The sequence below is a fragment of the Fodinibius sp. Rm-B-1B1-1 genome (assembly GCF_038594945.1).
Lineage (GTDB): Bacteria > Bacteroidota > Rhodothermia > Balneolales > Balneolaceae > Fodinibius > Fodinibius alkaliphilus.
Genome location: NZ_JBCFYD010000002.1, coordinates 368,465 through 387,222, shown reverse-complemented (window position 1 = coordinate 387,222; position 18,758 = coordinate 368,465). Strand labels below are relative to the sequence as shown.

The 18,758-nt window shown below is 42.0% G+C and carries 12 protein-coding genes; 1 reads left to right on the top strand and 11 read right to left on the bottom strand.

From position 1 onward, the window contains the following. Positions 1-457: 457 nt before the first annotated feature. The 5 genes from AAFH98_RS08960 to AAFH98_RS08940 form a co-directional block, all read right to left on the bottom strand. On the bottom strand, positions 458-1,216 hold the full coding sequence (locus tag AAFH98_RS08960) for an HAD hydrolase family protein (RefSeq protein ID WP_342522366.1): 759 nt from the start codon (positions 1,214-1,216) through the stop codon (positions 458-460). A 51-nt stretch (positions 1,217-1,267) separates the two neighbouring features. Further along, positions 1,268-1,618 carry a four helix bundle protein gene (locus tag AAFH98_RS08955; RefSeq protein WP_342522365.1) on the bottom strand — a complete coding sequence of 117 codons (351 nt, stop codon included), beginning with the start codon at positions 1,616-1,618 and terminating at the stop codon, positions 1,268-1,270. Positions 1,619-1,680: 62 nt separating this feature from the next. Next, positions 1,681-2,715: a vWA domain-containing protein gene (locus tag AAFH98_RS08950; protein ID WP_342522364.1), complete on the bottom strand. Its 1,035-nt coding sequence runs from the start codon at positions 2,713-2,715 to the stop codon at positions 1,681-1,683. A 525-nt stretch (positions 2,716-3,240) separates the two neighbouring features. Next, on the bottom strand, positions 3,241-4,557 hold the full coding sequence (locus AAFH98_RS08945) for a glycerate kinase type-2 family protein (RefSeq protein ID WP_342522363.1): 1,317 nt from the start codon (positions 4,555-4,557) through the stop codon (positions 3,241-3,243). A 448-nt stretch (positions 4,558-5,005) separates the two neighbouring features. Continuing rightward, positions 5,006-5,494: an archaeosortase/exosortase family protein gene (locus AAFH98_RS08940; RefSeq protein WP_342522362.1), complete on the bottom strand. Its 489-nt coding sequence runs from the start codon at positions 5,492-5,494 to the stop codon at positions 5,006-5,008. Between the two features lie 318 nt (positions 5,495-5,812). On the opposite strand from AAFH98_RS08940, the gene AAFH98_RS08935 reads away from it, so the two are divergent. Next, complete coding sequence (locus AAFH98_RS08935; RefSeq protein WP_342522361.1) at positions 5,813-8,365, top strand: SLBB domain-containing protein; 2,553 nt, start codon at positions 5,813-5,815, stop codon at positions 8,363-8,365. Between the two features lie 273 nt (positions 8,366-8,638). On the opposite strand, the gene AAFH98_RS08930 is transcribed toward AAFH98_RS08935, so the two are convergent. The 6 genes from AAFH98_RS08930 to AAFH98_RS08905 all read right to left on the bottom strand — a co-directional run bounded on the left by AAFH98_RS08930 (position 8,639) and on the right by AAFH98_RS08905 (position 18,633). Further along, the gene (locus AAFH98_RS08930) at positions 8,639-10,027 is read right to left on the bottom strand and encodes a capsule assembly Wzi family protein (protein WP_342522360.1); all 1,389 of its coding nucleotides are present in this window, start codon (positions 10,025-10,027) and stop codon (positions 8,639-8,641) included. An 826-nt stretch (positions 10,028-10,853) separates the two neighbouring features. Further along, positions 10,854-12,092 (bottom strand): MraY family glycosyltransferase, encoded by a 1,239-nt coding sequence (locus tag AAFH98_RS08925; protein WP_342522359.1) that lies wholly within the window; start codon positions 12,090-12,092, stop codon positions 10,854-10,856. A gap of 626 nt (positions 12,093-12,718) precedes the next feature. Further along, on the bottom strand, positions 12,719-14,047 hold the full coding sequence (locus AAFH98_RS08920; protein ID WP_342522358.1) for a nucleotide sugar dehydrogenase: 1,329 nt from the start codon (positions 14,045-14,047) through the stop codon (positions 12,719-12,721). A 526-nt stretch (positions 14,048-14,573) separates the two neighbouring features. Continuing rightward, positions 14,574-15,674, bottom strand: a complete 1,101-nt coding sequence (wecB, locus tag AAFH98_RS08915) for a non-hydrolyzing UDP-N-acetylglucosamine 2-epimerase (RefSeq protein WP_342522357.1) — start codon at positions 15,672-15,674, stop codon at positions 14,574-14,576. Positions 15,675-15,783: 109 nt separating this feature from the next. After that, positions 15,784-16,998 carry a glycosyltransferase family 4 protein gene (locus tag AAFH98_RS08910; RefSeq protein WP_342522356.1) on the bottom strand — a complete coding sequence of 405 codons (1,215 nt, stop codon included), beginning with the start codon at positions 16,996-16,998 and terminating at the stop codon, positions 15,784-15,786. Between the two features lie 48 nt (positions 16,999-17,046). After that, on the bottom strand, positions 17,047-18,633 hold the full coding sequence (locus tag AAFH98_RS08905; protein WP_342522355.1) for an alginate lyase family protein: 1,587 nt from the start codon (positions 18,631-18,633) through the stop codon (positions 17,047-17,049). Between the last annotated feature and the right edge of the window lie 125 nt (positions 18,634-18,758).

Below are 18,758 nucleotides of genomic sequence, written 5' to 3'. Positions count from 1 at the left end.
GCTTTCTTTGGTAACTGGTCCAAATTATAGACTTGAACCAGTCAGTGGAGTTTTTTTCATAACTTCACGGTTTTAAACCACAGGGGGTTTGGGGGAATCGCGGAAAATATAATCATAAAAGCAATAAGCGAATTAGAGCAATCTTTATTCTCTCAATTTTTGATAGAACAAAATCTACGATTCTCCCAACAGTTTTCTCGTCTATTTTTTGCTGACAAAAAATAGACATATCACCAATAAAATTAGACACAAACTACATAGGTCCTTTCCAGAAGAAGGGATATTTGCCCAATTTCTACAATTACTCGAAGGTATAACCCTCTCGTAACTAATATAATGAAGTTTAGAGGGAGTTGTACTCCCGACAAACGTACCATTTCAACGCAGAGCGTAGAAACGAGATAAACGGAGTTTCTCAATCACTTAATAACCTGATCTCCTAATCACCATCTACTGCCTATCCCGCCGCTGCCAGCTTCTTTCTATTCTCACGTATAATTTGACGATAGGCTTCCAAAACTGCTTTCGTAACTTCCCCATCAAGCACTTCTGCTTCTCGTTTGACAGACTCTGCCGCATTTTTCGGCGCAAAGGGTTTTCCCACAAATTTCAGCCCGGGAATATCCCCACTACTATCCCCTATATAAGCTACCTCGTCAGGTGATAGGTCCATAATTTCACAAAGCTGGTGAATACCTGTACGCTTATTATTTTCTGATAACACAATATTGATCGAGACATCCGTGTCGTGCACTTCAAACCGGGGATAATTGTCACTTACATACTCTTTAATACGTGGATAAATTTCTTGGATAACCTCGGTATCCAAATGAATAATTCCGGCATCCATTTTCTTGGTAAATTCAATAATGAAATTATCATCAAGGGGAACAATCTCATTATTCAGCCACTGCTTAAGCTCACGGACCTGCAATTCCGCTTCGTCATCAAATGAAGGGTGCAGCTTTATAGTATTGGATGCAAGCTCAAAAACCCCTGCACTTTCGAACACCACGTGATTCGTTATTCCCAGCCATTGTGCAACGGCTTCTACATAGGGAAATGGACGTCCCGAGCAGATCGAGAGTGAAGGCACGGCCATATCATGAGAACTTTGCTCATTCAGCCGACGAATTTGGGAAAGCAAATCCCACTCTGGCGTTTTAAAAGGGGTCGAAATACACCCATCGAGATCAGTAATAAAAAGTTTTATCATGGCATTAGTTGCAAAGTGACAAAGTTGAAAGTAACAAAGTTAACAGTAATACTATTCTATACTTCTTATAAAACTACTTAACATTCGTTCTATTTCACGACTCAATTCGTACATCTTTCCTCCCTCATTATCATTGAAATATTCCAAGTTCTGCGCAATTTCAATCTGGGTTTGAAGCTCAAATAAAGATCCCATTGAAATATTTAAATAACGCTGAAACTCTCCATTCGAATTTCGGCCATACCCTTCTGCAATGTTTGAAGGTATCGAAATAGCTGATCTCCTGATTTGTGAAACCAAACCATATTTCTCCGAATCAGGAAATCCTTCTGTTTTTTGGTAAATATCAGTAACCAGATCCATCGATTTCTGCCAAATTTTCAAATCTCTGAAAGTACTCATAACTCTCCTAATTAGATATATATTGTTTTTCTGCTCTGTTACTTTGTCACTTTGCAACTCAGTTACTTTCTATTACTCTCACCAATTTTAAACTCCGGAAATACCATTCCCATAAAAACAAACAACAATCCGATACCAGCCAGCCACTGGTACTGATTTTTGAAATCAGCATACTCTTGGCTCGAAAACTCTCCCTGTTGCAGCTCATCCAGTCGACCTAAGAAACGATCAATACCCGAACCCCCATTTCGAATCTCATAATATTCACCATTCCCCTGCTCAGCAATAGAACGCAACACATTGGATTGCAACTTCGTCGTGACCACCTTCCCATCCTGATCACGCTTATACCCAAACATCGAACCGCTGTTATCATAGAGTGGAATAGTACTGCCCGATTCCGTTCCGATTCCCAACGTATATACCGACACATTTTGCGCCAACAATTGATTAAGTTCCTCCTCATAACTTTCCCCGTGATTTTCACCATCAGAAATAATCATAAACACTTTTGACGCGTCTCCCTCCTGTTGATCTTGCTCATTTGATTCAAAGGCCTCAAAAGCCGTTTTCATCGCCGCACTAAAGTTCGTTGATGACGAAGGCATTTGGTCAGTCTCAGCGATATTCAAAAACAATCTCATAGCCGAATAATCCAATGTCATCGGTGCTTGCAGGTATGATTCTCCAGTAAATACCACCAAACCAACCCGATCACCATTAAGGCGATCAACAAGTCTTGAAATTTCGTACTTAGCCTTTTCGAGCCGACTTGGTTTTACATCCTCAGCATTCATACTGTCAGAAAGGTCCAAACCAATAAGCAGGTCGACCCCTTGGCGTTTCACTTCACGGACCTCTGTCCCAATCTTAGGACCGGCAGCTGCAATAATGAGTAAAGCAATACCCAGATATAAACTCCCCATACGGATGCGCTTACCACTGGGCCAAAATCCCTGTCGCAACTTTTCAAAAAGCTCCGAACCAAAGTAATTCTCCCGTTTCTTGGCCAGCTTCTTGTTATACCACCAAGTGGCCGCTAACAGAAGGGGAATGACCAGTAAAAACCACAAATAAATACCGTCCTGCCAAATCATAAATAATCTACATTAGGTGACTAAAATAAGCTTTGAGGATAAATAACTACCAAAAATAAACCAAATTGTGTTTAGGGCAGTGACAGAGACACAGAGCTACAAAGTAACAAAGTCCAATATAACATTTACTCCGTTACTATGTCACTTTGCACTCAGTCACTTAATCACCATTCACTGCATTTAAATCCGTCATCCGTCAATACTATCAGTCATTTGATCCTACGCGAACCCAATGGCAGGAGATCCCTCGGCTTCGCTCGGGATGACATTGCTTTTCCGGTCATCCGTCCTCCATCCCCGGTCTCCATCCAACATTCAAAATCACAATAATTCCATTCGTTACAACGCAGAGCGTAGTAACGAGATATTGATAATATAACGGTCACCCGTCCTCACTCCTCCGTCCTCACTCCTCCGTCCTCACTCACCACCCACATTCAACACTTAAAACTTAACACTTCCAACTTTGTCACTCTGTCACTTTGCTACTCAGTAACTGCCTTTCTTCATCACTTAATCACCTCATCACCTATCCACAAAAACCATCACCACATCCATCAAATTATTGCCGGTGGGACCCGTTTTTAAAAGCGTCCCCATTTTTTGATGAAAGCGATATGAATCATTGTCTCTTAAAAAAGTTTCCGGATCTACGTCTTGCTCCCTGGCCTTAATGATTGTTGTGCCATCAACAACAGCCCCCGCCGCATCCGTGGGTCCATCAATACCATCAGTACCAGCACTCAACCAAGTAATTTTTTCGTGTCCCTCTATTTCGATAGCTCCCCGAAGTGCCAACTCTTGATTCCGCCCCCCTTTTCCACCACCTGTAACCTGCACCGTACTTTCCCCATAAAATAGAAACAGCATCGGTCCTTCTTCCAATCTCATTATCTGATCCGCAATTATAGTAACCACCGTTTCAACATCAGCATTGAATGGCTCATCAAACAACTTGACAGAAAGTCCCTTCTGTTTGGCCAAATCCCCTATTTTTTGGATAAGCTTCCTGCCCGAACTAATTATGGTAGAACTATGCTCAGTTACTGGATCTTTACCCAGCTTTACAGTTTCATCAATCTTGCCCGCTACACCTTTACTAATATGTTCTCGGATAGATTTCGACACCTGATCCCAAAGTTCATACCTTAACAAAATGTCATGTGCTTCTTGATAGGTCGACGCATCCGGAACTGTTGGACCACTACCAATAATCGATAAATCATCTCCAGGCACATCAGAAATAGCTAAATCTATAAGTGTTACGGTCCTATTCAGATACCGTAATAACTGCCCCCCTTTAATCTGTGAACAATGCTTCCGAACGGTATTGATCTCTTGAATAGTCGCCCCTGAATTGTTTAGCAACCCAAACAACTTTGATAATGCCCGGACTGTGATCCCGTGAGCAGGAAATGCCAACAACGACGACGTCCCACCAGATATCAGGATAAGCACAATAGCATTGGAGGGAATTTGCTTAAAAAACGAAACGGTCTGTTTACCTGCTTGTACGCTCGACTCATCGGGCACAGGATGGCTCCCAACGATAACTTCATCAGCGCTGCAATTTTTGGCTTGTCCAGCATCACCCGTAATAACAAGGCTTTTAGTAACTCGATCGCCAAACAATTCCGCAACTTGTTGATACATCGGAACGGCCGCTTTTCCCGTTGCCCAGACGTAAATTGGGCGCCCATCACAAGCAATTTTTTTGCCATCAACAGTGATAGAATCTTCCGAAAATTGTACCGACACCTCCAATGCCCGCTGTGGGGAACACGCTTCAAGTCCTTGCAAAAAAAGATCTTTCAGCAATGTATGGGGATTTCCAAAATCCATAACAACATATTTGTAGGAATTATTACTTATCAAAGATAACCAATTCCATTCAAGCAATAGAATTTAACAGCGGGAGACATTTTCTTGCCAGCTTCACAATTTTAAGCCCCCTCCATATTTATTGGGAGGGGTTTGGGGTGGATCAACCAATTGCTAAATATGAATGCCGGTTACTCTATAGGAATACGTTGTTTGCGCACCTTCAACATTAAAACCGTCATTTGTCGTCCGCCCTCCGTCCCTGCCCCCGATCAGCACTTAAAAGTAACAACCTACATAGCTAATGCTTCTCCATTCGTTACAACGCAGAGCGTAGTAACGAGATATAGATAATATAACGGTCGTCCGCCCTCCGTCATCGGTCCCTATCCAACACTTAAAACTTAACACTAGTCCTTTGTCCCTTCGCAACTTTGTTTCTTTCTCACTCCATAACTTAATCACCCAATCACTTCTTACCCCAAACAATACAGAGACCAAAAATCACCAGATAGAATATGGCAGCAGTTGAATAATCCTGAGTTACGGTAAAGATATCAGGCGCCTGTACTTGAGTAATTGCAAGCACCATGATTCGTATGATATTGATAATATAAATAACGCCAATTCCGAACAGGATAAACGCAATGCGAGGAACCCATGCCCCTGGATATGCAATCACAAAGCCGATGAAAAGTCCAATGGCTGCAATACCACTACAACCATCAGCCAGGTAGATACCGGCCGACTCTCCAACTCCAATTAACCGCCCCGTGGCATACACATCATAATTGAATGATTGTAAAATGCCTCCCGAAACGGAAACAATATTCGTCGTTAGCCATTGATCTAAACTTCCCTCGGGTAATAACCACAGTTCATAGATACAATACCATAACAAGTATATCCCGGCTGCTTTGAGCAAGAAAAGCCCTACATCAGATTTGATCCATCGCATATAAGCTGTCAGTCCTTATTTTGAGGCCAATATATAAGTTTCGGCATAACCTTCGAAATGGATTTTATATATCCCTACCTATCAACAATCCGCCCGTCAAGGAATACCAAGATTTCTCCACTCTGACTGAAACCCACAGCCTCTGGTCGAAATTAACTGCTTTTCGGTCATCCGTCATCAGTCCACCGTCCGCGGTCTCTATCCAACATTCACCCATTAACTTTCAACCTTACTCTCTCCTGAAACAAACATTATTTTTTCGGTGCATTTCTTTATATTTACCCTCCTTTTAAACCAATCAAAAAAAACAAAAACGGTATGCGCCTCAAAAGCCTGTTAACTATAGCATTTTTAACAGTACTTACTATTGCTGCCTCGGGACAAAGTATTACAGACATTGATTTTGAAAAAATCAAAGTTGATAACCTATCCGAGCAACAAATTCAACAGCTGAAAGCCGAAGCTGAAAGCCGAGGCTTATCTACGAATGAAATTGTACAGTTAGCTGTAGCACGAGGCATGCCGCAAACCGAAGCCCAGAAACTGCAGCGCAGGCTCGGACAAGTAAGCGGTGGAGGTAACCAAGGTGCAGGTGGGGGATCAGATCGCATGCGATACACTGCCCCCGACACCGCACGAGCCAATGAATTTGATTCCTTTTTTGGAGCTGATACCCGACGCGACTCTCTCCGCTTTTATCAAGATATCCGATTTCTGCAATACCAGGTACAGCAAGATTCACTCGAACTTGAACGCAAGAAACTTCAGGATAAAATTTTTGGATTTGAACTATTCCAAAATACATCCACCTCTTTTCAACCGGCTTTAAATATTCCCACTCCAAAAGATTATCAGCTTGGCCCCGGTGACCAACTTATGATCGATATTTGGGGGGCTGCTGAAACGACCTATCAGCCACAAATAACTCCCGAAGGAACGATTAATATCACCAATATAGGGCCTATTTCGCTCAATGGCCTCACCATCGAAGAAGCATCAGCTAAACTTCAAGAACGTCTCGGAGAAATATACTCGGGACTTAACCCAGCTGACGATTCCCAGAAAGATACCTACATGCAGGTAAGCCTGGGACAAGTACGAAGTATTAACGTATCAGTGATTGGAGAAGTCCGTCAGCCAGGCAGCTATTCTCTGCCTTCGTTAGCAACCGTTTTTAATGCCTTATATTCAGCAGGCGGACCTACCGTAACCGGAAGTTTTCGTGACATACAGGTACTACGGGGGGATTCAGTAGCCGCTACGTTTGATCTTTACGATCTCATAATAAATAGTGATCAATCCGATAATATTCGTCTTCGCAGTCAGGATATCATCAAAATAAGTCCCTATATCAACCGTGTTGAAGTCGCCGGCGAAGTAAAAAGAGAAGGCCTTTATGAAACAAAGGAAGGCGATCGACTCTCCAACCTGATAGAATACGCAGGTGGTTTCACCGGTGATGCCTACAGTCACCGCATCAGAATTACCGGCAACGACTCTCGACAGCGTACTATTGATGACGTTACCAAATCGAATTTTGACAACTATGAAATCACAAACGGTGACAGTGTTACGGTCGGTAAAGTCTTAGACCGATTTAAAAACCTCGTTGAAATTGAAGGCGCTGTTTTCAGAGAAGGGAAATATGCCCTTACCGATACCAGTACCGTTGCCTCCCTGATTAAACGAGCCGAAGGCCTTCGCGGTGATGCCTTTCAAAACCGGGGACTCATATATCGTGAGCAAGATGACTATACCCTAAAAAGCATTCCCTTCAATGTTGCAGAAGTCATGACCGACTCCACCAAAGACATCCCCCTTGAAAAAAACGACTTGGTGATGATCTCATCCATTCTTGATATGAAGCTAAATTACTTTGTTGAGATCGAAGGTCCGGTACAAAATCCGAATAAGTATAAGTTTGCCGAGGAGATGACGCTTGAAGACCTCATCCTGCAGGCCGGAGGCTTCAAACAAGGAGCGACCCCTAATCATGTAGAAGTTGCACGACGTAAGACACGGGCAAACCAAGACGAATACAATACCTCACAGATCGCCCAGATCCATCGCTTTGATCTTAATGAAGATCTGAGTCTGGATGCTGAGGCAAGCAATTTTGTACTCAATCCCTTTGATAAGGTGTACGTTCGAAGCATCCCCAATTATAGCGAACAGCAAAATATTGTTATTAGCGGTGAGGTGAAGTATCCCGGCACCTATTCAATGCAGAGTAAGAACGATCGTATTTCTGATATTGTTCAACGTGCCGGTGGACTCTCTGCCAATGCCTACCCTGAGGGCGCTACGTTATACCGAGAACTTGATGATGACCAATTAGCCTCAGACTCTGACGAAGAACCTCAGGGGTTTTACGTTGCCGGCGAAGATACTCTACAATCAAGAGCCAAAGATCAGAAAGAAACAAGAACGATCTCTAAAATTGGCATCAGCTTACCCCACATCATGAAAAATCCGGGGTCAAAATATGATCTCTTTGTTCAGGAGGCCGATTCTATCGTTATCCCCAAAGAGTTGCAGACTGTTACCGTTGATGGCGGTGTCTTTTACCCTCGCAGCGTCCGCTACCAGGAAGGCATGAACTACAAGGACTACATTGCCTCGGCCGGAGGCTTTACCAATCTGGCTCGAAAAGGACGATCGTATGTCATTTATGCCAACGGGGATGTTGAAAAAGTGAAACGATTCCTCTTTTTCAAAAACTATCCCGAGGTAAAACCGGGAGCAAAGCTGGTTGTACCTGAAAAACCAGAATCAGCGAAGCTCTCACCCCAGGAACGTATTAGTATCCTGTCGGCCATAACCTCTACCGCTGCCCTTATCGTAACCACTATTGTTCAAGTAAACCGATAAGCGCAGGTCAAAGACATTAATGAATCTATTGGAGAGTATCTGGTTTGTTCTCCAGTGGGTTTTCTTTCAACCCATCCCTCTTGATCTCCCTTCCCTACAAGCAGGGAAAGGAGAAACTCTTGGTTAAGTTATCGTATCTAATTCAACATTGACGATCCAACACTTAAAACTTTAACATCCCTAACTGTCCACCGCCATCAACCATCTTAAATTACATCCGAAACCTCTCATTGAGATCGAAATAACTTCCTTCATCAAGACTTATCCCTACTGTTAATCACTTCCATAAATCGAGTAGGAAGCTCCAATCATCACCCCAAATTCATCTGATAGTTCTCCCACATCCAGCCCAAAAGTCGTCGTTACCTTGAACCGCGGTGTTATCTGTTGTCCCAGCTCTAGCTGATAATACCACTGATCTCTGCGAGGGGTTCTATACGGATTTGGATCATCCTCATCACAAAAGTCACCACTACAATCGGTCGTTAACCCATAATTTCGACTGTAAGTTACTTTAAGTTGATATTCAATAAGATTGTTACCGAATCCGATTGGAGGGGTTCCTTCAAACCCAAAATGATGAGCTACAATAATATTGTTAACAATTTTTTTTCTTTCATTAACAGTTCCCAACCCAATTAACGGTGATCCTATAATACGATCTTTGTAAGTCCAACCATTTTGATAAATAAAATTATTGTAATAATTATCAGCCCCAATTGCTTCACCACTTTTGGCATTCTGTCGCTTAGTATTAAGATGCTCCCATAGAAATGTTTTTAACCAACCTGAAGTCTTCCCTTTAATATTAACCTGTAAACCCCACTGCCCATCCCAGGGACTTCGAAATCTTACATTAGGTCCTGTCTCAATAAAAAACTGCCGATATGCTTTAAGATCAACGTTATTCAGGTATATGTCTAAACGAGCTTCATAAGCTCCTAAGGTATTGCCAAGAGCATTAAGAACTTCCCCCTCAGGCGAAGTACCTGATTCTCCAGCACGACCAGTTACAATACGCCAATAGTCTCCAGTACCATCTGGCAGATCTCCTAATCTGGGATGTGTACCTCCCCACTGTACATTATGAATTAATCCAAGGTGACCATTGACCGGAAATTTATCCTGTAATAGCCGTACATATAATGCTTTTTCATGTAGATAGGTATCTTCTACATAACGGTTTTTTCCAAACCAACCATGTCCCCAGTATCCCCGAAAAGCAATCCAACCATTCGTAAAGGGAACCGAGGTATACTCCGGAATAAAAGCCATTACTTTTGGCATGGTCGCACTATTACCACTCCATATCATTGACCCTAGAGATAATTCAGAAGACCATATGCCATCCTGCCAATTTTTTTTACCAGAGTATAGATGAAGAATACCAATTTTAGCCTCTGCATATAATTCATTAAAGAATACATCAGAATTTAAAGATCCCCGTCCCACAAAATTAGTTCCGATTCCGTAATCAAAAAACCGGGAATTCCTTAACTTTTTGTCTAGTCGTAAACCAAGTAATAGATTTGAACCGGACGGATCATATTCCCCTGCTCTATTAGAATGAAACCAAAATGGCAAATCTTCAGAGGTGGTTACGGCCCCAACTGTCCGCCCATTCAACTGCCAATTTGATTGCCCATAACCCGGAACTTGCATCCAAGCTAAACAACCTATTGTAATAATAAAACTAATAAAACCCTTTTTGAATACGCCCACTTATTTGATAATATCTAATAATTAAATATTTGGACAGAAATATAATGATATCAATCAGCAGTACATAAATTTAAAGCCTAGTAATTCAGTTATTAGGTAATGAGGTTGAAGAGTGACAGAGTTACAAAGTAGCAGAGTGACAAAGTTTTTCACCTGCCTTTTCTGAATCACAGAGCCTTTCATAGGAAGCACTGGTTTTGAGTGGTCCGAAAAATGGGGAAGCTTACACCCCCAGTCATCAAACATTCGACCCTGCTTAATTCACTTCATCACCTAATCACCATTCACCGTTCTCGACCCATCCCACTTGATCTCCCTTCCCTACAAGTAGGGAAAGGAGAAACTCTTTATTACAAACGCGTGACTCAACAAACATTCAACACCTAACCTTCAACCTATAACACCAAACCGTCAACAGTCGTCAGTCATTTAACCCTACGCGAACCTCTATATGGAGATCCTTCACTCCGTTCCCCGAATGACGGGGCACAGCAGGATGACACTGCTTTTAAGTTAACCTACAACCTTCCCGACGGTCATCGGTCACCCGTCCTCAGTCCTTTGTTACCCTGTCTCTTTGCAACTTTGTCACTTAATCACCTAATCACCATTCACTGCTTTTAAACCGTCATCGGTCCTCCGTCAGCTTCGCTTTGAAGCTCTGTATCTTTGTTACTCAGTAACTGCCCTAAACTAAAAAGGCACGCCCTGCCGGACATGCCTCAAAACTAAACTTAATACTTAACACCTTCTACTTAATACTAAATCAGACCGCTACACTATCAGCTTCTTCCCGGGCCTCTTCTCCTTTATCCACATGCTCAAAAGATTCCTCAGACTCATTGCCATTAAGCGGCTTAATTTTATCCTGATCAAACTCAATGCCCCACTTTCGACTGCGAAAGGCCACCCAGTTGTACCCAAAAACACGGGAAATCAATGCCCGCTTCCAACCATTTGTAGGGAATATCAACAGGCTCGAAAAAAGCACCGCACCAAGCAGAACATTGGGATTAACACCCAACCACGCCAACGGCCCAACAATGCCTATTAAAAGCAAACTTTTACCGTATAACAATAACGTAGCATCCCTGTGCGAAAACCCCATACGAAGCAACTCATGATGCACATGATCCTGTCCCGGCTCAAAAATAGACTTGCCCCTGCGCATGCGTTTTACAATAACTCTGATTGTATCAAACAAAGGAAATGCTAAAATAGCCACCGGAAGTATGGCCGAAGAACTGCCAAAGACATTAGCAAAAGCGGGGATATCGCTAAGGGCAATAAACTCTATAGCCTGTATGGATAACAGGAACCCTAACAACATCGAGCCGGTATCTCCCATAAAGATAGAAGCCGGACTAAAGTTGTAGTATAAAAACCCTAACAGCGCCCCTGCCAGGCAAAACGAAAACATCGCCATCGGCACCTGACCAGCATATAAAAAGGCAGAACCGAATATTACAGAAGCTAAAACTCCAATGCCTCCCGCCAGTCCATCAATACCGTCGATAAGATTCACCGCATTAATAACCACAATCACCGTGAAAAACGTAACTGGCACCGCTACCCAATAAGAGATTTCTGCCAAGCCAAACACTCCATGAAAATTGTCAATAATGACCCCGCTGCCAAAGATCACCAAACCGGCAGCCGTAAGCTGGGCCGCCAATTTCTTCTTAGCCGACAAAACGACCAAATCATCTTTCAGTCCGGTAAAAAATAAAATAAGCAACGCGCCCACCAGGTAGGAATAGCCCTCAAAACCTTCAGCCCATGGACTTACCGAAAAACTTAGTAAAAAAGCCAAAAATATAGCAATGCCACCAAGCGTTGGAATCGCTTCCAAATGTAACTTCCGATCCTCATCCGGATGATCAAAAAGGTGCTTGGCCTCTGCCGCCCGGGTAATTATCGGTATTGCAATGTAGGAAATCACATAAGAAAGAATAACAACCAGCCCTATGCTCATCCCGTGATTCAACAGTAACGTTTGTTCCATACACTATTAATTTTTCTCGACATATGACGCCTCTACTTGCTTTGTTCGAAAAAGTAATGGTTTTAATGAATTATTACAATTACAATTCTAAAGCGTCCCAATATATGTAAATTTACGTATTAATTACTAAAATCCTTTTCCAGTATTGCAATTAAAAACCTACCTATAAACTGCCCCAATTTCTCACATTATTGAACCGCACTTCGTCATCTCTTATCGGTCAATGCCTGAAAAACTTAATTTCCTTGTCACTTAGTCACCTAATCACCGCTTATAGTCCTCTGCCGACACCCTAACACTGTATACCTAAAAATTAACTCTTTGTTCTCTGTCACTCAGTAACTTAATTACCTAATCACAGCTCTCGACCCATCCCTCTTGATCTCCCTTCCCTACAAACAGGGAAAGGAGAAACTCTTTATTAAAGCGACGTAACTAATTCAACATTTAGCATTTAACCTTCAACACCAAGCCGTCCTCCGTCTCCCGTCGACTACACAGTGTTAGATACATTCGTTACAACGCAAAGCGTCGTAACGAGATAAAAAGCCCAAAAGAGCTTAATTCATCATTCACAATTCAACACTCAAAATTAAACCGTCATCCGTCGGCAGCTCCGCTGCCTCCTACGCTTTCCAAAAATGGATATCAGATTGTGACTCTATCCCTTTCAACGCATTACGGCTATCAATAATACAATCGCTCCACTCGGCTAACTGTTGATAGTCAACACACGAATGATCTGTTGAAATGATAACAGCATCGAAACCTTCCACTGTTTTTTTATCCCAGCTGATACTTTTAGTTCCCGTCCACTCGTCATGTTCTCGAGTTGGCTTTATCTCTGGAATATGCGGATCATAGTAAGATACATTGGCCTCATATTCTTCTAATAGATCCAAAATTTTAAAGGTTGGTGACTCTCTCATATCGTCTACATCGGGTTTATAGGCCAAACCCAACACAAGAATATCGGAATCATTTAATGGTTTTTTATGCGCATTAAGAGCCTTCAATGTTTGATCGATTACATATTGCGGCATGGAAGTATTAATTTCTCCCGCCAACTCAATAAAGCGGGTATTTTCTTCATACTCACGAGCTTTCCAAGTCAGGTAAAAGGGATCAATGGGGATGCAATGCCCACCGAGACCCGGTCCAGGTACAAACTTCATGAAACCAAAAGGTTTGGTATCTGCCGCATCCAATACTTCATGGACATCAATATCCATTTCAGAAAACACGACCTTCAGCTCATTGACGAGTGCAATATTAACGGCCCGAAATACATTTTCGGTAATCTTTACAGCTTCAGCTGTTTTGGTATCCGATACCGGAACCGTTTCTACAATTGAGGTATCGTATAAGGCACAGGCCAAATCTATCCCCTCTTGGGTATGCCCCCCTACTACTTTGGGGATACTACCCGTATCGAAATTGATATTGCCGGGATCTTCACGCTCGGGGCTGTAGGCCACATAAAAATCTTCTCCTGCCGTAAGCCCTGACTTTGATTCCAATATGGGAATAATCAGTTCCTCGGTAGTACCCGGATAAGTAGTCGATTCCAATACCACCAGCTGACCTTTACGTAGATTCTCACCAACCGTCAGACACGTTTTTTCCACATACTGCATATCAGGCTCACGGTGATGATCAAGTGGAGTTGGCACACAGAGCAACAGGGCATCTACTTCGGGAATGCGACTAAAATCTGTAGTGGCATCACATTTTTCACTATCAGAAAGTTTCTGCATCATCTCTTGCCCGAGATGCTTTATATAGGGCTTACCCTGCTCGATACTCTCAATTTTATCGGTATCAATATCGAAACCCAACACCGGCATGTTATTGCTATGGAACGTCCACATCAAGGGTAATCCCACATATCCCAATCCTACAATGCCGACGGTGTATTCTTTGTTCTCAATTTTACCCAAAAGCTCTTGAAGCATTTCTGATATTATTTAACAATCTAAAATTTTGGAAAGGCTGAATATAAGGCCTTCGTGTTGTAAGTAAAAGAGTTAATTAAACGTTGTATCATCCCGACCAGCATGGAGGGATCTCCAACCATTAAGCTCGCAAAGTACACCTAAGAACTAACTTAGGCGTAGGTGTACGTAGAATCTTAGGAATTCATCATACAACCATTTTTAAACAATTAGCCAGAGATTCTGAGATTCCGCTACGCTATGTTTTCATCCTAAAAGAGAAGCTTCATTAACCCTTTTATTACTGGCTATCTGATTTTCTTACCGCCTTTACAGAAATGAACAACACACTTTGTATCATTATCACTCAATGATTGCTTTCGACCCATCCCTCTATCTCCCTTCCCTGCGAGCAGGAAAAGGAGTAACTCCTGATTAAAGCGAAGTAACTAATTCAACCTTCAACATTAAAACGGTCATCGGTCCACCGTCAACCGTCAATCATTCTTTGCCCTTCAATGACTTAGTAACTCAGTCACCTAATAACTCAATTAACTTCGAGAATCACTTTAACAATCCTCTTCGCCGTATTACCATCCCAATACAACGGTTTCGGAAGATCCTTATCACCGGCCACACCATTTTGCAAATGCTTTGTAATATGATCTAAAATCACCTCAGGATCGGTGCCCACCAAGGTATTTGTCCCTTCAGTAATGGTAATAGGACGTTCGGTGTTTTCTCGGGCCGTCAGACAGGGTACACCTAATGCTGTAGTTTCTTCCTGTATACCTCCGGAATCGGTCAGTACTAATCGGGCATTATTCATTAGGTTCACATTATCCAGATACCCCACCGGCTCCAATAAGTGGAGGTTATCAATGGCCTGTAATTCATCCCAAAGCCCAAATTTTTCAGCATTGCTTTTAGATCGCGGATGTACGGGCCACACCAGCGGCAATTCTTTAGAAGTTTCCTCCAAAATATCTACAAAATTACTCAGCGTTTTCTTCTGATCTACATTTGACGGACGGTGCAAAGTCACCAGCACATATCCTTTTTCGCTGATACCCAGATCGCCTAAAATAGTAGACTCATCCGACCGCTTCCGCATATTAAAGAGCGTGTCGATCATAATATTCCCTACGAAACGAATCTTTTCTTCGGGGATGCCCTCTTTGATCAAATTCATATTACCATCAATAGACGGAGTAAGCAACAAGTCAGCGATACTATCGGTCAGTACCCGGTTGATCTCTTCGGGCATATCACGGTCGTAACTGCGTAAACCTGCTTCCACATGGGCCACTTTAATGCCCATTTTATTAGCCACAATAGTACAGGCCATAGTCGGATTCACATCACCTACCACTACCACCCAGTCAGGTTGTTCTTTCTCCAGAACTTTCTCAAATTCGGTCATCACCTTGGCGGTCTGCTCAGCGTGGCTGCCGCTGCCTACTCCCAAGTGAAAATCGGGTTTGGGAATGCCCAGCTCGTCAAAAAAGATCTTGGACATTTCGTAATCATAATGCTGACCGGTATGCAGCAACTGCGCTTCGACCTCCTGATGATTTTTGTATTCCTCTAACAGTGGCGCCACTTTCATGAAATTAGGACGTGCGCTTGCAACGTTGATAATCTTCATTTATATATTTTTTGATTTAACATTTAGATTGGCCACAGATTTTCACTGATTTAACTTTTTAAATCGGTTTTAATCTGTGCAGATCTGCGGCTATTTATCGTTAACTATTTCATAAGGTTAATTTTTCCAAGGCATCCAACATCTTTCGGGCCAGTTTCTCCCGATCATAAGCCTGAGCCAGTTTTTCTCCATTCTTGGAAACTTTTTCATATAGCTCTTTATCTTCTTTAAGTAACCTGAGTTTAGCTAAAAAGTCATCCTTATTCTCAGGTTCAAAACAGATACCTGCTTCATAAGCTTCAACAATTTCCTGTGCTTGACCTTCTACTCCCAATAAAATAGGTAGTTGCATGGAAGCAGCCTCAAAAATCTTTGAAGGTATCACCGTTTTAAAAGTATCAGATTTCTTTAGTGGAACTAAAGAAACATCAACAGCATCTAAATAATCAGGTACTTCCTGTTTGGGAATAGGATCTACAAAAGTAACATTTTCCAAATTGCGTTGCTTAGCCATTGCTACTAATCTTTCTTTTTCTGCCCCATCTCCTATAAAAAGAAAGTGTATATCCGGATCTTCAATATCGGCTACACACTCCAGAATAAAATCCAGGCTATGAGCCATACCGTGAGTACCTAAATAACCGACTATAAACTTATATTCCAGACTTAACTGCTTACGTATTCTCTGACCATCACTGTTCTCTTTATTAAATAGATCAAGGTTTGATCCATTGGGAATAACAAGCTGCTTGTCAGATTCAATATTACGATCAACTAAATTCTTTTTAAACGCATCTGTTACCGGTACAACTAAATCCGCACTACGATATAAAAACAACTCTATTTGCTCTAAGGTATCATAAATAAGCCCATCATCTAACGCCCCTACTGTTTTAATAGACTCCGGCCATAAATCACGCAGCTCAAATACCCATGGCTTGCGTTTAAACTTAGACAACCCCCACCCGCTCCACGTTGTAAAAAACTGGGGCGAAGTTGCAATTAAGATATCCGTCTTTTGAAACAGGCCAGCCCAAAAGGAAGTAACTGCAAAACTAAAATAATCCAGCGTTCTTTTAATAAATCCTTCATTAGAGGTAATATATGACCACACACGAATAACATTTATACCATCTATTTCCTCTTTTTGGCAAAGCTTATTTTCATAGCCATCATATATTTCACCCTGCGGGAAATTAGGGTTACAAGTAATTACTGTTACCTGGTGACCCTCTTCGGCCCATATTTTAGCATGTTCGTAAGTACGGGTGGCAGGGGCATTTACTTCTGGAGGGAAATTATCGGTGATGAATAATATGTGCATAATATCTTTTAACGCAGAGTTCGCAGAGAAGAAACAGAGCCCACTATTTTATTTTTTTAACCCTGTGGTCTCTGTGTTCCAAAAGATTTTAGTAATTAAATGATTAAAAAATGTTACCTTAATTTTTGGGGCCTTAATATACTGATTATAACCGTCGGGGCAATCATAGTTGTACTTTCTGATATCAACAGCACCTTCTACTTCAACTTTAATACCCTTTGTTTGTATACTGTTGTCTTGTACCAATATTTCGCCTAAAAACAACGGATGAAAATGTAGATAAAACTTTCCTGTTGCCCCCTCTTTCCCAATCAAGCGATCCCTAATATAAATATGATCTTCCTTCACTGTCCATTCCCGCTCGTGAGTAATCCCCCATGGCTGATATCCGTTGTGGGATGCAGTCAACTTCTTTTGATCCTCAGCCTTAATCTCAACCTGTGCCCTACGCCCAACCCTAAAGGCACTCCACACTTCTGACTGCTCTTTATCCCCGTACTGAACTGTATTATGAAAATTGGTTGACCGTTCCAACTGACGCTGGTCATTATTTTCATAGGTAGAAATACCGGGATCAATAATAACCGGTTTACCATCCACATATAACACAAAAGAAAATGTATCGCTGTGAGCATGTCCCGGCTGATAATCCGGACCAACCCTCCCCACATCACAAATAATATCAATGTTCCCTGATGAGTAACGTCTATAACCACTTTGTCCTAACTCAACTTTGCCTGCCTCCAGGCCCAGGCGATCGGCGTAATCGAATAGTTCAACAGGCTCCGAGCCAATCCCTTTGGCAGCATCATTTAATAAAGGTAATTGTGGTTCGTTTGGGGCGGTCTTATCCCCGGTCGTCTGTCGTCGGTCCACAGACACCTTTGCAAGCCACCCCAGCATTAATTTCACTTTCTCTTTTACTTTCTGCTCCAAGTCTGTGTCTTCGAATGCATCATTATGAGACATAACATTATGGCAATCCATCAGCCGCTCTAGAAGGATGCAATGATACATCGTCGAACGCTCAAAATGCCCCCCATCATTTAGGATCTGTTCTTCCAGCTCTTCGCTCAAAATTTCTTTTGCCTTGTTATATAACTCCTGATCCTGTAAATAATAGGCTCCAAACAGCAGGCTGCATCCATTTTCCAGCAGGTGATTTCCTAACAAGTGATATTCCAAATTGTCTAACAGTATTTGATACTGGGAATAAAGACTTGAGTCAATCTCCTTATCTTCTATATCATGCTTACTTAAAAACTTTATCCAATTGATACCTCTCAGTGATATTGGATAGGGTTCGAGTCCCTCATTGTTTTCTTTGACCTGATGAATAAACCCCCTAATAAGCTTTAGACCCTCTTCTTTGGATATATCCGTCTGGTGCAAGTAGTCAAAATAATTGAGGTTATAGACCCAAAGTTTACCGTAGGTTCTTGTATTCCAATTTATATTCCCTTCAAATGATTGGGTAAGATTTAAAAAAGTGAAACTTACCTTAGTAGAAAAAGGTTGCAGGTTGCAGGTTGCAGGTTTAGATATATCCTCTTCAAGGTTTAGCCTGTTTCCTAGTTTGGGGATTGAAAGTGGACAGGAGTGGCCAATGAGTTTTCGGGTTTTGTTTCGGAACATATACCACAAGCGGTATCGAATTTGTATCGGCTTGAGGTGCTTAATCGTCCTGTAATACAATCCAAGTTGGTTTAACATACTGACGGACTTACCACTAAGATCCTTAATAGTTTTAGTATTAACTT

Excerpts from the sequence above, each read along its gene's own strand:
- AAFH98_RS08950 (WP_342522364.1), bottom strand. The coding sequence starts at position 2,715 with ATGATTTGGCAGGACGGTATTTATTTGTGGTTTTTACTGGTCATTCCC.
- wecB (WP_342522357.1), bottom strand. The coding sequence starts at position 15,674 with ATGAAGATTATCAACGTTGCAAGCGCACGTCCTAATTTCATGAAAGTG.
- AAFH98_RS08955 (WP_342522365.1), bottom strand. The coding sequence starts at position 1,618 with ATGAGTACTTTCAGAGATTTGAAAATTTGGCAGAAATCGATGGATCTG.
- AAFH98_RS08930 (WP_342522360.1), bottom strand. The coding sequence starts at position 10,027 with ATGCAAGTTCCGGGTTATGGGCAATCAAATTGGCAGTTGAATGGGCGG.
- AAFH98_RS08910 (WP_342522356.1), bottom strand. The coding sequence starts at position 16,998 with ATGCACATATTATTCATCACCGATAATTTCCCTCCAGAAGTAAATGCC.
- AAFH98_RS08935 (WP_342522361.1), top strand. The coding sequence starts at position 5,813 with ATGCGCCTCAAAAGCCTGTTAACTATAGCATTTTTAACAGTACTTACT.
- AAFH98_RS08925 (WP_342522359.1), bottom strand. The coding sequence starts at position 12,092 with ATGGAACAAACGTTACTGTTGAATCACGGGATGAGCATAGGGCTGGTT.
- AAFH98_RS08905 (WP_342522355.1), bottom strand. The coding sequence starts at position 18,633 with ATGTTCCGAAACAAAACCCGAAAACTCATTGGCCACTCCTGTCCACTT.
- AAFH98_RS08960 (WP_342522366.1), bottom strand. The coding sequence starts at position 1,216 with ATGATAAAACTTTTTATTACTGATCTCGATGGGTGTATTTCGACCCCT.
- AAFH98_RS08920 (WP_342522358.1), bottom strand. The coding sequence starts at position 14,047 with ATGCTTCAAGAGCTTTTGGGTAAAATTGAGAACAAAGAATACACCGTC.
- AAFH98_RS08940 (WP_342522362.1), bottom strand. The coding sequence starts at position 5,494 with ATGCGATGGATCAAATCTGATGTAGGGCTTTTCTTGCTCAAAGCAGCC.
- AAFH98_RS08945 (WP_342522363.1), bottom strand. The coding sequence starts at position 4,557 with ATGGATTTTGGAAATCCCCATACATTGCTGAAAGATCTTTTTTTGCAA.